Here is a 14,292-nt window from a genome sequence, read left to right on the forward strand (position 1 = left end):
CTACTTGTTATGCCGATTCTTCGCTTGGCGCTTGCCCAGACAAATCCCAGATTGGGAGATTTTTCTGGAAATATTTCGACGATCGTAGGCTATGTCCAACGGGCCGCTGCGAAGGGCGCGGATCTCGTTGCTTTTGGTGAGATGGCCCTGACCGGCTATCCCATTGAGGACCTGGCAACACGTCCAGAATTTCTGCATCTCGCTCGCACGGAGCTTGAAGGTCTTGCCCTGCGGTTGCTCAGCGCCGGATTGGGATCAACAACTGTCGTTATTGGTTTTCCCAACGGGCCAATTTCGCTCCCAGCCACGAATGCCGCGCACTCCCCTACAGCCATCGCCCATAACGCTGCCGCCGTGATTCAGGATGGCCGCGTTCTCGGAATCTATAACAAGCATCACCTGCCCAACTACTCGGTTTTTGACGAGCACCGAAATTTCCGACCCGGGGATTCCGTCATGATCGTGCACGTTGCCGACTGCGATGTCGCCATTACAATCTGCGAAGACATCTGGCGTGATGGCGATCTCATGACCTCTATTGCGGATGTTCACCCTGGACTTCTCCTCGTCATCAACGGTTCTCCCTTTGAAAGGGAGAAAGACGAAGTCCGCCTTCCCCTTGTGCGCAGGCGTGCGCAGCAAACGGGGGCTCACGTTGCGTATTTGAACCTCGTCGGCGGCCAAGACGATCTCGTTTTTGATGGCGATTCCTTCGTCGTCAATGCCTCAGGGAAACTCCTCGCCAGAAGCCCACAGTTTGTGGAGGACTTGCTCGTCGTCGACTTAGAGCTTCCCGCATCGCGCACGAACGGAGCTCCGATTGGGGCAGGGTTCACGGTCGTTCAAGCGGGCAGACCGTCGCCTTTTCACGTGGCGCTGAGGACGCCATCTCCTGTTGAACGTAATGACGACAATAGAGAACAAATCTGGAATGCCCTGGTGTTGGGACTCCGTGATTACGTTGAGAAGAACGGCTTTCCGTCTCTCATCTTGGGCCTTTCAGGGGGCATTGACTCCGCTGTTTGCGCGGCACTGGCGGTGGATGCCGTCGGAGCCGAGAGGGTCTTTGGTGTGTCCATGCCCAGTGACTACTCTTCGGATCATTCCCGAAGTGATGCCGAAGACCTTGCTGAACGATTGGGAATCGATCTCCGCAGCGAAGTAATTTCTGACCTCGTGGCTCCTATCGAAGCTCAGCTGGCGCTCTCCGAGATTGCCGCAGAAAACCTCCAGGCCCGTATTCGGGGCGTTATCTTGATGAGTCTTTCCAATGCCGAGGGGCACCTTGTCCTCACGACAGGCAATAAAACCGAGATCGCCGTCGGCTACTCCACCATTTACGGAGACTCCGTGGGCGGTTTTGCGCCCATCCGTGATGTCCCGAAGACCCTCGTCTGGGAGTTGGCTAGGTGGCGCAATGAAGCCGCACGCAGGGCAAACCTCAGGGAGCCCATCCCCGAAGCCTCCATAACGAAACCTCCCTCGGCGGAACTTCGCCCCGGTCAGCTTGATCAAGACACTCTTCCCGAATATGACGTTCTGGATGCGCTGCTCGACGCTTACATTACGAAGCGAATGGGTCGTGACGAAGTTGTCGCTTTAGGTTTCGACGCATTTACGGTCGATCGCGTCATCGCTCTCGTGGATCGCGCCGAATGGAAACGCCGTCAAGGTGCCATCGGGCCGAAGATTAGTGAGATGGCTTTCGGTCGGGACCGCAGACTGCCCGTCACGTTCGTTCGCTCGTAGACTGACACGCATGAGTATCAACGCTGAAGCTTTGTCCGACCCCGTCGTGAAGCGTGTGAGAACCCGACATTTTGCCAGAGCCAAGGCGGAGGGAATCAAAATCACGGGCCTCACCAGCTACGACACCCTGACAGCACGTATCTTTGACGACGCCGGGATAGATTTCCTCCTCGTCGGCGACTCAGCCGGAAATACCGTTTTGGGTTATGACTCCACCCTTCCCGTCACCGTAGACGAGCTCATTCCGCTCACGCGTGCCGTGGCCCTCTCAGTCAAACGAGCCCTTGTCGTCGCGGACATGCCTTTTGGCTCTTACGAAGAGGGCCCTGAACTCGCTCTGCGAACAGCAATGCGCTTCATGAAGGAGACGCACGCGCACGCCGTGAAACTCGAAGGCGGAATTCGGAGTGCTACCCAGATTCGGCGAATTGTTGAAGCTGGGATTCCGGTCATGGGCCATGTCGGTTTCACCCCCCAAAGTGAACACGGACTCGGCGGTCACATCATCCAAGGGCGCGGCACCGAAGCCGACGCAGTCCTCGCTGATGCGCAAGCCGTGGAGGCCGCCGGTGCCTTTGCCGTCGTCTTGGAGATGATCCCTGCCGAGGTTGCCGCTCGCATAACGGCAGCTCTGACAATCCCCACCATCAGTGTCGGGGCTGGTCCCCACGCTGATGGCCAGCTCCTCGTCTGGACCGACTTCGCCGGCCTGAGCACGGGCAGAGTTCCCAAGTTCGTAAAACAGTATGCCAACCTCGCAGCAACGCTTCTCGAAGCGGCTCAAGCTTTCAAAACCGACGTCGACTCAGGGAACTATCCTGGTCCCGACCACAGTTACGACGACACCTCTGCCCTTTAAAGGACTAACCGTTTTCGGCGGCATCCTCCGCGGCCCAGCGGTCGCTGTTGGCGCGAAGCGTTTCGAGAGCATGTTCAGCTTGCTCTTTCGAATCGAACGGGCCCACGCGATCGACGGACGGGGACTCGCGACCAAGTTCAACATCCCCTGTGCGAATGTTGTACCAGTACTTTGACTCTCCCGGGCTCACCATAAACTTAACCCTATGCCTAAGGATTCGAACGGTCACCTCATTGCCGGAACACTGTCCCCCGAAATGAAGGTACCGGCAGCGATACGACGTCCCGAGTACGTCGGTAAACCCGCTCCAAAGGCCTATGCCGGCGACAACGTCTATGACTCGCACGAGATTGAACGCATCCGCGCTGCAGGGAAGATTGCCTCGGGTGCCCTGGACGCCATTGGCGACGCCCTGCGCCCCGGCATGACGACAAACGAGATCGACGTCATCGCTCACGAATATGTCGTTTCGCACGGCGCCTATCCATCAACGTTGGGCTATCGCGGATACCCTAAATCTTCCTGCACGTCACTTAACGAGATTATTTGCCATGGAATCCCCGACGACACCGTGATTGAAAAAGGTGACATTTTGAACGTCGACATCACGGCTTTCCTCGACGGCGTTCACGGTGATACCAACCGGATGTTTGTCCTTCCGGGGGCCACAACCGAGGTCACCGATCTAGTCGAACGAACCGAAGAAGCTCTGCGACGTGGGATCAAGGCCGTAGCGCCCGGCCGCCACGTCAACATCATCGGACGTGCCATCGAGAGTTACGCGAGGCGTTTTGGATACGGCGTCGTTCGGGACTTCACCGGCCACGGCGTGGGCACGAACTTTCACTCGGGGCTCATCATCCCGCACTACGACTCCGCGCCTCAGTACGATGACGTCATGGAGGTTGGCATGGTCTTCACGATTGAGCCCATGCTCACCCTCGGTACCCACGAGTGGAACATGTGGGCAGACGACTGGACCGTCGTGACCAAAGATTCATCTTGGACAGCCCAATTCGAACACACGATCGTCGTTACCGAAACCGGAGCAGAAATTTTGACACTTTCATGAACAAGATCGCCATTGGTATCGATATCGGAGGCACCGGTATCAAGGCTGGATTGGTCGACATTGTGACGGGTGAGTTGCTCGGCGATCGCGTGCGCGTTGAGACGCCTCAAGGAGGCCACCCGAAAGATATTGTCCGGGTGACAAGCGATCTCATAGAGAAACTGGGTGCTGGGAAGGATACGGCCGTCGGCGTGGCCTTCCCTTCCGCTATTCAGCACGGAATCACGCTGTTAGCCGCCAACGTTTCGGAGAAATGGATCGGTTTCGAGGCGGAGAAGTACTTTGAAGCGAAGCTCAAACGAGACATTACTTTCGTGAACGACGCCGACGCCGCCGGTTTCGCTGAGGCTCGCTACGGAGCGGCCAAAGACCAACGCGGACTCGTCATTATGACAACCCTCGGCACCGGTATCGGCAGTGCCCTCATCTATAACGGCGTGTTGATTCCAAATGCAGAGTTGGGCCACCTCGAGATCGATGGGCACGACGCCGAGAAACGGGCATCGGCAGTCGTGCGCGAGAAGGAGGGTCTGTCCTATGAAAACTGGGCCAAACGACTTCAGCGGTACTACGAGCACGTAGAAATGTTGTTCACTCCGGAGCTCTTTATCGTGGGTGGTGGCGTCTCGAAAAGCCACGAGAAGTTCCTCCCCCTCCTCAAATTGAGAACACCGATCGTTCCAGCGGAACTTTTCAACCAAGCAGGAATTCTGGGCGCTGCGGCGTTAACGGAGCACAGTTAGTCCGAAGGTTGCCCTCTCAACATTGTGTTGAGTGCGAATGGGCCAGCTGATACGCCGGGTTCTGTCTCACAGCTTGCGCTGCGTGGACGGCCATCTATCTCGAAGGTACGTTGCCGCACCTTTCTAGCGGTCTACCCGATAACTAGGCGAGCAACCATAACGTTATCTGTCTGACCTTGCTCCGGACGAGGTTTACCTAGCCAATCTGGTCACCCAGACTGCTGGTGGTCTCTTACACCACCGTTTCAGCCTTACCGCCGGCGAACCGGAGGCGGTTTACTCTCTGTTGCACTGTCTCGCGGGTTACCCCGGGTGGGAGTTACCCACCATCCTGCTCTGTGGAGCCCGGACGTTCCTCGGCACCGCCCAATGAATTAGGCCGTGACGCGACCGTCTTGCCGACCCATTCGCACTGACCAGTCTACGACTGGAACGATTCTTTGCGGTCCATGCATTTGTTAGCGGCAGCATCGGCACGAGCATTCTGAAGACGGGGTATCCACTCAAACGTTGCATTCTTATTGCCAATGAGGGTACGAGCCTCTTGTGCCAGTACCTGCATATCAGGATGCTTGATCTTCCAACGGCCTGACATTTGCTCCACAATAAGCTTGGAGTCAAGCCTGAAATGAACGGATGCCTCGGGGTCAAACTCATAAGCGCGCTGAAGACCGGCGAGCATGCCGCGGTACTCCGCGACGTTGTTCGTGGCGATGCCGACATAGACGCCGACTTCAGCGAGCAACTCACCGGTTTCTCCATCAATGACAACGGCTCCCCCGGCGGCGATTCCAGGATTACCTCTGGATCCACCGTCAGCTTCCACGATAAGTTGCCGTACCATTAGAGACCGGACTCGTTGGTGCGGACCAAAATGCAACTGCTGTCCGGACACAGAATCACGTCGTCGAGGGCGGCATTCCGAATCGCATTGAGGTCAGTTTCATTGAGCTTCATTCCGCTTCCGCCGGATACTCCGCGAGTGAGGAGCGCGGCGCCAATGCCGTAGCGGGCCCGCTGCTTTTCATAAAGCGCCAGAAGGTCGGCTGGCAACGCCGCAGCAATTCGCTCCCGTTCAGCGACCTCCGAGGCACTCTCGGCGCCAATCTCAGATTCCTTTTCAGCAATCATTTGTGACAGCGCCTCGCGCTCCGAATTGACGATGTCGCGTTGCGTTACGGTTTCCGCGACGAGGGCCTCGGCATCCTCGACCGTTTGCATCACGACCAACTCCGATTCTTCGAGGTTGTTCTTACGCGTCGCCAACGAAGACAGCTCCGATTCGAGGGCCTGGACATCTTTCATCGACGAGGAATTCGAAATTCGCTCCGTGTCGCGGGCAATTCTTTCATCCACGACCTTGACATCGTCCTCGATGCGGGAAAGTTCGAGTTTGGCGTCCTCGAGAACACCATTTCGAGTCACAAGAACTTGCGAGAATTCACGAAGCTTGTTGAGAATGGCGCTCAGGGAAGCCCGCTCGGGGATACCCTCGTGGCGGTGCGCCAACTGAGCGATGTGGTTGTCCTTCAACTGAAGAACGAGCAATGCTTTTTGGTGCTCAGGAAGGGCTTTCACGTAAGAAACTCTCGTCGTTGGGTGGATTTAAAAGCGATTGGTTCTACTGTACGACCACGAAGTCCCAGGGATCCGTTCGTGCGTCACTCACCAGCACCTCGACTTCGGGAAACAACAATCGAAGTTGCTGGGCGGCAGTCTCTAGCCACAACCACTCGCTCGCCCAATGCGAAACGTCAATCAAGGCTGGTCCCGATGTCACCAACGAACGCTCCCGGAACTCTTGAGCAGGGTGATGGCGTAAGTCCGATGTGATGTAGACATCCGCGTCCGTCACGGCACGCTCTGCCAGCAAGGAGTCGCCAGCACCACCACACAGCGCAACCCGTGAAATAACCTGGTCATACTCCCCGGAGACACGAATTCCCGATGCCGTTGCCGGCAGAATCTTGCCCAAACGTCGGGCCAGCGCGCCGAGCGTTTCCGGCGCCGACAGGTTGCCAACGCGGCCAATCCCAATGGCGGGAGTGGCGCCTATCGCTATCGGAGAAATTCCCGTCAAACCAAGCGCCTGCGCAATAACGTCGGACACACCATTCTCGACGACGTCGGCGTTGGTATGACATGCCAGCAGCGCCACCTTGCCCCGGATGAGCCGCGACAACAATCTCCCTTTATACGTCTCCTCAGCAATAGTGGTAATACCTCGAAAGAGAAGGGGGTGGTGCGTGAGGAGGAGATCCGCCTCTACGGCAATTGCTTCGGTGACGGTCGCATCCACCACATCAACGGCGAGCAAGATTCTGGATACGGGGCAAGCGTTATCACCAACCGTCAATCCTGGTGAATCCCACTCCTCGGCGCCAGAAAGCGGCCACAACGAGTGAGCTGCAGCGACGACATCAAGGAGGAGGGGCACGTGAAAGAGCCTACTCGTCGCTCGTTGGACCGAGAAGAAGGTCGTCAAAGCTCAAGCGCCCAGGGTGGTCACTTGTTTCCTTTAAAGAATCACACAAGGACATCGCCAATCCTCTGGCTTCAATCTCTGCCATAACGTTGATGAGCTGTTGCTCAGTACCCAGCGGGGCCTCAACCTCCGGCGTTCGGGTTCTCATCAGGCTCGCCATCTCGGAGGCACTGAACACCATGGGGGTTCCTGCGACGTTCCGTCTGTCGCTGCGGACGTCGACAATCTCTGCTGCGGACATCTCCTCGGTGGGGATATCGTATGGTTCGTCCCGCCAAACGGGAGCCGTTACTTCATCAGGCAGTGCCCGCACGGCTGGCAAACCCGCTCGCATTTGAGCCAACTGTGACTCCAATATCGCCGCGAGGTCAGCGTCAGAATGTGGTTGAAATGAATTCTCGGTTTCTTCTGATCCGGTCACGGCCGACTCCCTCAAGGTAAGTAGCGATTATACAAAGAAGTCGGATGCCACAAAAGTGACATCCGACTTCGAGAGTGGGCCCTACCGGGCTCGAACCGATGACATCCACGGTGTAAACGTGGCGCTCTACCAACTGAGCTAAAGGCCCTCGTTGGAAAATCTTACAGGTTGCGCAGACAAAGAACGAACTCCAGCGCTCGTCCTGAGCGCCGGAGTTCAAATATGGACTAGAGCGTCGCGAGAATATCGGTGTAAGCAGACAGTGACCGTGCCTCACCAGGCGCTGTCACGAAGCTGCCGGCGATGTTTCCAGCTTTGTCGATGACAAACGTGGCACGGTTGGCGATGCCAGCTTCTTCCACGAATACTCCGAATTCCCGAGCGATGCCACCATGGGGCCAGAAATCAGAAAGAAGCGAAAAGTCATACTTTTCCTGCTCGGCAAACGCGCGCAAGGAGAAGTGAGAATCGACGGAGATTCCGAGTAGTTCAACTCCGGAATCCTTGAAGAGTGAAAAGTTGTCTCTTAATTCACACAATTCACCCGTGCAAATTCCGCTAAAAGCTAACGGGAAGAAAACGAGGACGACGGCCTTTTTGCCGACGAAGTCCCCGAGGGAAACTGTCTCACCGAACTGATTTTTCAAGGAGAAACTGGGGGCGGGGGTACCAATGGCATAACTCATGGGGGATAACTCCTAGACGTTGTTGATGGGCTACAGCACAATTCTAGAGGCGTTGTCGAAACTGAACATAGGGTGCTAATTCTCTCTGCACGCTCATCGCTCGGTAGAGTTGTGCCGAGAGAAACGCAACCGCAACCCGGAAGCCCTCTCCAATCCCGTATGTCAGGCATGATCTGCCCGCCGAGAAAGAGGTTGTCGTGAGCGTCAATGACCAAGATCCATATTCGGTTTCAAATTACGATGTCGATCCTAGTGAGACGTCGGAGTGGACTGAGTCCCTCGATTCGGTAGTCGATGAGCGTGGCCACGGCCGCGGACGCGACATAATGCTGAGCTTGCTTCGTCGCTCCAAAGAGCTCCATCTCGGTGTCCCCATGGTGCCGACGACGGACTACATCAACACCATCGCTCCCGAGAACGAACCCGCCTTTCCCGGCGACGAGGAAATCGAACGTCGTTATCGTGCCTGGATTCGCTGGAACGCAGCCATTCTTGTGCACCGAGCTCAGCGCCCTGGAATCGCCGTCGGCGGCCACATCTCCACGTATGCCTCCTCAGCTTCCCTCTACGAGGTTGGCTTTAACCACTTCTTCCGCGGGCAAAACCACCCCGGTGGCGGCGACCAAATCTTTGTTCAGGGTCACGCCTCCCCCGGTACGTATGCCCGCGCTTATCTTGAAGGGCGACTCACCGAGAATCAACTGGATGGTTTCCGTCAGGAAAAGTCACACCTCGGCGGCGGTCTTTCCTCGTATCCTCACCCTCGCCTCATGCCAGAGTTTTGGCAGTTCCCCACTGTGTCGATGGGCCTGGGACCCATCAACGCGATCTACCAGGCGCAGCTCAACCGCTACGTAACCAACCGTGGCATCAAGGATGCGTCCGACCAGCAGGTCTGGGCATTCTTGGGTGATGGTGAGATGGATGAGGTCGAGAGCCGCGGTCAACTTCAAGTTGCCGCCAATGAAGGACTCGATAACCTCAACTTCGTCATCAACTGCAACCTTCAGCGCCTCGATGGCCCTGTTCGCGGTAACGGCAAGATTATTCAGGAGCTCGAGAGTTTCTTTAGAGGTGCCGGCTGGAACGTCATCAAGGTCATCTGGGGTCGCGAGTGGGACAGCCTTCTTGAGAATGACAACGAGGGCGCCCTGCGCACCCTCATGAACGACACCCCGGACGGCGACTTCCAGACCTACAAGACGGAAGATGGAGCCTTCGTTCGCGAAAACTTCTTTGCTCGCGATCCGCGTGCCCTCAAGCTCGTAGAAGGCTACACAGACGATGAAATCTGGGGCCTCAAGCGTGGCGGTCACGACTACAACAAGGTCTTTGCGGCGTTCAAGGCCGCAAGCGAACACAAGGGCCAGCCCACCGTCATCTTGGCGCACACCATCAAGGGTTACGGCCTCGGTCGCACCTTCGAAGGACGTAACGCCACACACCAGATGAAGAAGGTCAGCCTTCCCGATTTAAAGACGATGCGCGACTTTCTCAAGATTCCGATTACGGATACGACCTTAGAAGAGAACCCCTACCAGCCGCCGTATTTCAACCCGGGAGCCGACGACGAGGGCATCCAGTACATGCACGAACGTCGTCGCGAACTCGGCGGTTATCTTCCCGAGCGACGCTCGAAGTATACGCAGGTCACTCTTCCCGGCGATGACGCATACAAGGTTGCCAAGAAGGGTTCGGGCACGCAAGAAATTGCCACCACCATGGCGTTTGTGCGCGTTCTCAAGGACCTCATTCGTGACAAGGAATTTGGCCACCGTATCGTGCCCATCATTCCTGATGAAGCTCGAACGTTCGGTATGGACGCGTTTTTCCCGAACGCCAAGATTTACAACCCCAACGGTCAGCATTACATCTCCGTAGACCGCGACCTCCTTCTGGCTTATAAGGAAGACTCCACCGGAACAATCTTGCACGTAGGGATCAACGAAGCTGGTGCTCTCGCCGCGTTTACCGCTGTAGGCACTTCATACTCGACTCAGGGCGAAGTCCTGATACCGGTCTACGTGTTCTACTCGATGTTTGGATTCCAGCGCACCGGAGACGCACTGTGGGCTGCCGGAGACCAGATGGCTCGCGGATTTGTTATCGGCGCAACGGCTGGTCGCACCACGTTGACGGGAGAAGGACTGCAACACGCCGACGGACACTCCCCCGTTTTGGCGGCAACGAATGCAGCTGTCATCTCCTACGACCCTGCCTATGGCTACGAAATTGGCCACATTGTTCGGGCCGGTCTCGAGCGCATGTACGGTGGCCCCCATGTTGATCCGAACGTCATGTACTACATCACGGTCTACAACGAGCCCCTCGTTCACCCTGCAGAGCCGGAGAACTTGGATGTTGAAGGTTTGCTTCGTGGTATCTATCGTTTGAGGGAGTCAACAGTGAGCGGCCATAAGGCACAGCTTCTTGCCTCCGGCGTTGCTGTGCCCTGGGCGCTCGAGGCGCAGCAGCTCCTCGCCGATGACTGGGGAATCGCTGCAGACGTCTGGTCTGTCACGTCCTGGGGTGAATTGCGACGTGATGGCCTCGCCGCAGATGAGTTCAACTTCTTGAACCCGGAAGCCCCTCTTCGTGTCTCCCATGTCACGCAAGCCCTCGGCGAGACCGACGGCCCTATCGTTGCCGTAACCGACTTCGACCACATGGTTCCCGACCTCATTCGCCCGTTCATGCCCCGGGAATACGCAACGCTTGGTGCCGACGGTTTCGGCTTTTCCGACACGCGCGCTGCTGCTCGACGCTATTTTAAAATTGACGGACCTTCCTTGGTTGTCAAGACCTTGGAGCAGCTCGCAAAACAGGGCAAGATTGACCGTTCCGTGGTTCGTGAGGCCATTGAGCGCTATCGCCTCCATGATGTGAAGGCGGGTACGACAGGGTCTGCCGGCGGCGAAAGCTAGAAAGCCGCTATGGCTACTCATCAAACCAAGGCAGATACGCTGGCGTGGCTTCGGACCATTTCAGGCGAGCTCTCAACGCTGACCGTCAAGCGACTGGAAGACACCCTGTCGTGGTATCGCGATATGCCCCCGGGGCGACGTTCCGCCGTCGGCCTGGTCGCTCAGGCTGGCATTACGTCCTTTATTTCTTGGTATGAAGACTCGAAGACAACGCCGTGGGTCGCATCGGATGTTTTCGGTGCGGCACCCCGAGAACTGCTTCGCTCGGTGAGCCTCCAGCAGACCCTCCAACTCATTCGCGTCACGGTTGAAGTTGTTGAAGATCGGGTAAAGAATGACGGCGATCACCTCCGCGAGGGCATCCTGCTCTACTCGCGGGAAATTGCGTTCGCGGCCGCTGATGTCTACGCCCGGGCTGCTGAAGCTCGCGGCCTGTGGGACGCCCGACTTGAGGCCCTCGTTGTCGACTCAATCTTGAGCGGTGAGTATGACGATGATCTTCCGAGCCGAATTGCCGCTTTAGGATGGCAGGGCCGCGGTGAAGTCTGTGTTCTCGTCGGACGAGCACCGCGCCAACTTGAGGTGGATCGCCTCCGCCGTACCGCCCGCCACCTCGAGGCCGACATCCTGATTGGCGTGCAGGGTCGTCGACTCGTGTTGGTCATCGGGCGCGCAGAACCCCTTGATGATGAGACGCAGTCAACGGCGTTGAGCTTCATGGAAATGGCCAAACAGATGGAACCCGATTTTGGGGAGGGATTCCTCGTGCTGGGTCCCGAAGTACCCAGCCTCGTCGATGCCGTCACCAGCGCACGGGCTGCGTTGGCAGGATTCTCGGTTGCTGGAGCATGGCGAGCAGCGCCCCGGCCTGTGGCCGCGGATGACCTGCTACCCGAGCGTGCCCTCGCTGGTGATCCGTTGGCGCGCGCAACCCTTGTCGAGAAAATCTACGCCCCGCTGAACGATTTCTCCCCCGACCTCTTGATAACCCTCTCCTCCTATCTCGACAACGGACGCTCCCTCGAGGCCACGGCCCGCGAACTTTTCGTTCATCCCAACACGGTGCGTTATCGGCTGAAGCGTGTGAGCGAAGTTATTGGCTGGGATGCAACGGGACCCCGGGAGGCCCTGATCTTGCAAGCCGCGCTCATATTAGGGGCGATAAAGGAGCCTTTGAAGCGGCCGACACGCGCTCTTCGCTCTCCTGCCGGCACAATGCCATAACCGTATACCCGTTTGGCTCTTGGGTATTCCCACAACACTTGACCGGATAGTGTGTTGGAGTATCCACAACATGTGACCCACCAAATTGGGAGACTAGAACTGTGATTATCGTTGTATGCCCCGGCCAAGGATCTCAAACTCCAGGATTCCTTAATCCCTGGATCGAAGATTCAGCTTCTCTGGAACTCCTTGAAAATCTCTCCGAGGCTGCCGGAACGGATCTTATTGCCCACGGCACCACGAGCGATGCCGACACGATTCGCGATACCGCCATTGCACAACCCCTCATCGTTGCCGCGGGAATCCTGTCGCTTAATGCCCTTCGGGAATCCGGTCACCTTGCGCAGGTTGGGGGAATCGCTGGGCACTCTGTTGGTGAGTTCACGGCCGCTGCCGGTGCAGGAATCCTCGACGCCACAGATGCCGTCACACTTGTGGGCCTTCGGGGACGTGCGATGGCCGAGGCTGCATCTCTTGTACCCACGGGGATGAGCGCAATCATCGGTGGCGACCTCCCGGACATTCTTGCCCGGTTAGCCGATCTTTCACTTTCGGCCGCTAATTACAATGGCGGTGGGCAACTCGTGGTTGCCGGCGAAGTAGCCGCTCTCGCCGCCCTCTCGGCTACACCGCCAACGGGTGCTCGCGTTATTTCTCTGCCGGTGGCCGGGGCATTCCACACGCAGTACATGGCTTCGGCTGTAGAAGCCCTTCGAATCGCAGCGGCACCTCTCATTATCAAGGACCCCATTCTGACGCTGTGGACGAACTATGACGGCTCCGTCGTTTCCGATGGTGCAACGTTCCGTGATCTCCTGGTCGGGCAAGTCGCGTCTCCGGTGCGTTGGGACCTCTGTATGGAGAGCTTCCACGAAGCGGGCGTGACGGGAATCATCGAGGTTGCCCCCGGTGGCGCCCTTGTGGGACTCGCCAAGCGTGCCCTTAAAGGCGTCCCAACCGTTGCCATCAAAACTCCCGGCGATCTCGTCGCCGCCCGTGAACTCATCGATAATCTTCGCTAAGAACGTCGAACAAAGGAAAACTACCCATGGCACACATTGAATTGAACCAGTCCGTCGGAGCTTCATTTTCGCGGATTTATGCTCTCGGCGCTGCCCGGGGCGACATCACCGTGACCAACGATGACATTGCCGGACCAATTGACTCCACGGATGAATGGATCCGCCAGCGCACCGGAATTATTACCCGAATGCGCGCTTCCAAAGACGTTACAGCTGCCGATCTTGCCACGGCCGCCGCCAAGGAAGCGATTGCCAAGGCCGGAATCGATCCCAATCAAATAGACGCTGTCCTCATTTCGACCATCAGTAACACTGTTCAAACCCCCTCGATGGCGGCACTCGTGGCCGACCGTGTTGGGGCCAACCCCGCTGCCGCTTACGATATTTCTGCTGCTTGCGCAGGCTACACATACGGTATCGCTCAAGCGGACTCTTTCATCCGTTCCGGCCTGGCCCACTATGTTCTCGTCATTGGTGCAGAAAAGCTCAGCGACTACGCCAAGCCCACCGACCGCTCCATTTCGTTCCTGCTCGGTGATGGTGCCGGCGCTGCCGTCGTCGGTCCGAGCGAATTTCCGGGGATCTCCCCCACTGTGTGGGGGTCGGATGGCAGCAAGTGGGACGCCGTCGGCATGGACCACACGCTGGCCGAATACCGTGATGGTAAGGGCGAGGTCGACTGGCCAATGTTGCGCCAGGAGGGGCAAACCGTCTTTCGTTGGGCTGTCTGGGACATGGCAAAAGTGGCACAACTCGCTCTGGAGAAGGCAGGCATCACCAGCGATCAACTCGCCGCCTTTATCCCCCACCAGGCAAACATGCGAATTATCGATGAGTTTGCTAAGCAACTCAAACTTCCCGAATCCGTCGTTATCGCCCGCGACATTGCCACCACAGGGAACACCTCGGCAGCCTCGATCCCCTTGGCCACGCACAAGCTCCTCACCGAGCATCCTGAACTGAGCGGTGGGCTTGCTCTACAAATTGGTTTTGGTGCAGGTCTCGTCTTTGGTGCCCAAGTAGTCGTACTACCTTAGGGCCTCATCAAATACCTTTCCGAGGCTGAGTAAACTAGGCCTCGGTCACATAAACACCCATCAACAAGGA

14 protein-coding genes, 1 tRNA gene and 1 other RNA gene are annotated in these 14,292 nt (G+C 57.3%); 8 read left to right on the forward strand and 8 right to left on the reverse strand.

All coding sequences use genetic code 11. From position 1 onward, the window contains the following. Positions 1 to 9: 9 nt before the first annotated feature. Together FB555_RS03275 and panB are read left to right on the forward strand one after the other, a co-directional pair. Positions 10 to 1,749, forward strand: coding sequence for an NAD+ synthase (locus FB555_RS03275; RefSeq protein WP_182483983.1), 1,740 nt, complete (start codon positions 10 to 12; stop codon positions 1,747 to 1,749). Between the two features lie 10 nt (positions 1,750 to 1,759). Further along, positions 1,760 to 2,608, forward strand: a complete 849-nt coding sequence (panB, locus tag FB555_RS03280; protein ID WP_182483984.1) for a 3-methyl-2-oxobutanoate hydroxymethyltransferase — start codon at positions 1,760 to 1,762, stop codon at positions 2,606 to 2,608. A 4-nt stretch (positions 2,609 to 2,612) separates the two neighbouring features. Here panB and FB555_RS03285 read toward each other — a convergent pair whose 3' ends face one another. Continuing rightward, positions 2,613 to 2,801 (reverse strand): SPOR domain-containing protein, encoded by a 189-nt coding sequence (locus FB555_RS03285; protein WP_182483985.1) that lies wholly within the window; start codon positions 2,799 to 2,801, stop codon positions 2,613 to 2,615. Between the two features lie 12 nt (positions 2,802 to 2,813). On the opposite strand from FB555_RS03285, the gene map reads away from it, so the two are divergent. Further along, positions 2,814 to 3,680 (forward strand): type I methionyl aminopeptidase, encoded by an 867-nt coding sequence (gene map, locus FB555_RS03290; protein ID WP_182483986.1) that lies wholly within the window; start codon positions 2,814 to 2,816, stop codon positions 3,678 to 3,680. Next, on the forward strand, positions 3,677 to 4,423 hold the full coding sequence (gene ppgK, locus FB555_RS03295; RefSeq protein WP_182483987.1) for a polyphosphate--glucose phosphotransferase: 747 nt from the start codon (positions 3,677 to 3,679) through the stop codon (positions 4,421 to 4,423). The genes map and ppgK overlap by 4 nt, the downstream gene beginning before the upstream one ends. A 34-nt stretch (positions 4,424 to 4,457) precedes the next feature. Here ppgK and rnpB read toward each other — a convergent pair. From rnpB to FB555_RS03330, 7 genes are all read right to left on the reverse strand, one after another. Continuing rightward, an RNA gene (gene rnpB, locus FB555_RS03300) (RNase P RNA component class A) lies at positions 4,458 to 4,829 on the reverse strand. 15 nt (positions 4,830 to 4,844) lie between these two features. After that, the gene (locus FB555_RS03305) at positions 4,845 to 5,267 is read right to left on the reverse strand and encodes a reverse transcriptase-like protein (protein ID WP_182483988.1); all 423 of its coding nucleotides are present in this window, start codon (positions 5,265 to 5,267) and stop codon (positions 4,845 to 4,847) included. Continuing rightward, positions 5,267 to 6,001: a CT398-like coiled coil hairpin domain-containing protein gene (locus FB555_RS03310; RefSeq protein ID WP_182483989.1), complete on the reverse strand. Its 735-nt coding sequence runs from the start codon at positions 5,999 to 6,001 to the stop codon at positions 5,267 to 5,269. The genes FB555_RS03305 and FB555_RS03310 overlap by 1 nt, the downstream gene beginning before the upstream one ends. Before the next feature lie 43 nt (positions 6,002 to 6,044). Continuing rightward, the gene (locus FB555_RS03315) at positions 6,045 to 6,860 is read right to left on the reverse strand and encodes a Nif3-like dinuclear metal center hexameric protein (RefSeq protein WP_182483990.1); all 816 of its coding nucleotides are present in this window, start codon (positions 6,858 to 6,860) and stop codon (positions 6,045 to 6,047) included. A 10-nt stretch (positions 6,861 to 6,870) separates the two neighbouring features. Further along, positions 6,871 to 7,329, reverse strand: a complete 459-nt coding sequence (locus tag FB555_RS03320) for a hypothetical protein (protein WP_182483991.1) — start codon at positions 7,327 to 7,329, stop codon at positions 6,871 to 6,873. 75 nt (positions 7,330 to 7,404) lie between these two features. Further along, positions 7,405 to 7,477, reverse strand: a tRNA-Val gene (locus FB555_RS03325). A gap of 79 nt (positions 7,478 to 7,556) precedes the next feature. After that, positions 7,557 to 8,015, reverse strand: a complete 459-nt coding sequence (locus FB555_RS03330) for a peroxiredoxin (RefSeq protein ID WP_182483992.1) — start codon at positions 8,013 to 8,015, stop codon at positions 7,557 to 7,559. Positions 8,016 to 8,212: 197 nt separating this feature from the next. On the opposite strand from FB555_RS03330, the gene aceE reads away from it, so the two are divergent. The 4 genes from aceE (at position 8,213) to FB555_RS03350 (ending at position 14,222) form a co-directional block, all read left to right on the forward strand. After that, positions 8,213 to 10,939, forward strand: a complete 2,727-nt coding sequence (gene aceE, locus FB555_RS03335; protein ID WP_182483993.1) for a pyruvate dehydrogenase (acetyl-transferring), homodimeric type — start codon at positions 8,213 to 8,215, stop codon at positions 10,937 to 10,939. Positions 10,940 to 10,948: 9 nt separating this feature from the next. Further along, positions 10,949 to 12,163 (forward strand): PucR family transcriptional regulator, encoded by a 1,215-nt coding sequence (locus FB555_RS03340; RefSeq protein WP_182483994.1) that lies wholly within the window; start codon positions 10,949 to 10,951, stop codon positions 12,161 to 12,163. Positions 12,164 to 12,264: 101 nt separating this feature from the next. Continuing rightward, positions 12,265 to 13,185, forward strand: a complete 921-nt coding sequence (locus tag FB555_RS03345) for an acyltransferase domain-containing protein (RefSeq protein ID WP_182483995.1) — start codon at positions 12,265 to 12,267, stop codon at positions 13,183 to 13,185. A gap of 26 nt (positions 13,186 to 13,211) precedes the next feature. After that, positions 13,212 to 14,222, forward strand: a complete 1,011-nt coding sequence (locus FB555_RS03350; protein ID WP_182483996.1) for a beta-ketoacyl-ACP synthase III — start codon at positions 13,212 to 13,214, stop codon at positions 14,220 to 14,222. The last annotated feature ends 70 nt before the right edge of the window (positions 14,223 to 14,292 follow it).

The sequence above is a fragment of the Alpinimonas psychrophila genome (assembly GCF_014137865.1).
Taxonomy (GTDB): Bacteria; Actinomycetota; Actinomycetes; order Actinomycetales; family Microbacteriaceae; genus Alpinimonas; species Alpinimonas psychrophila.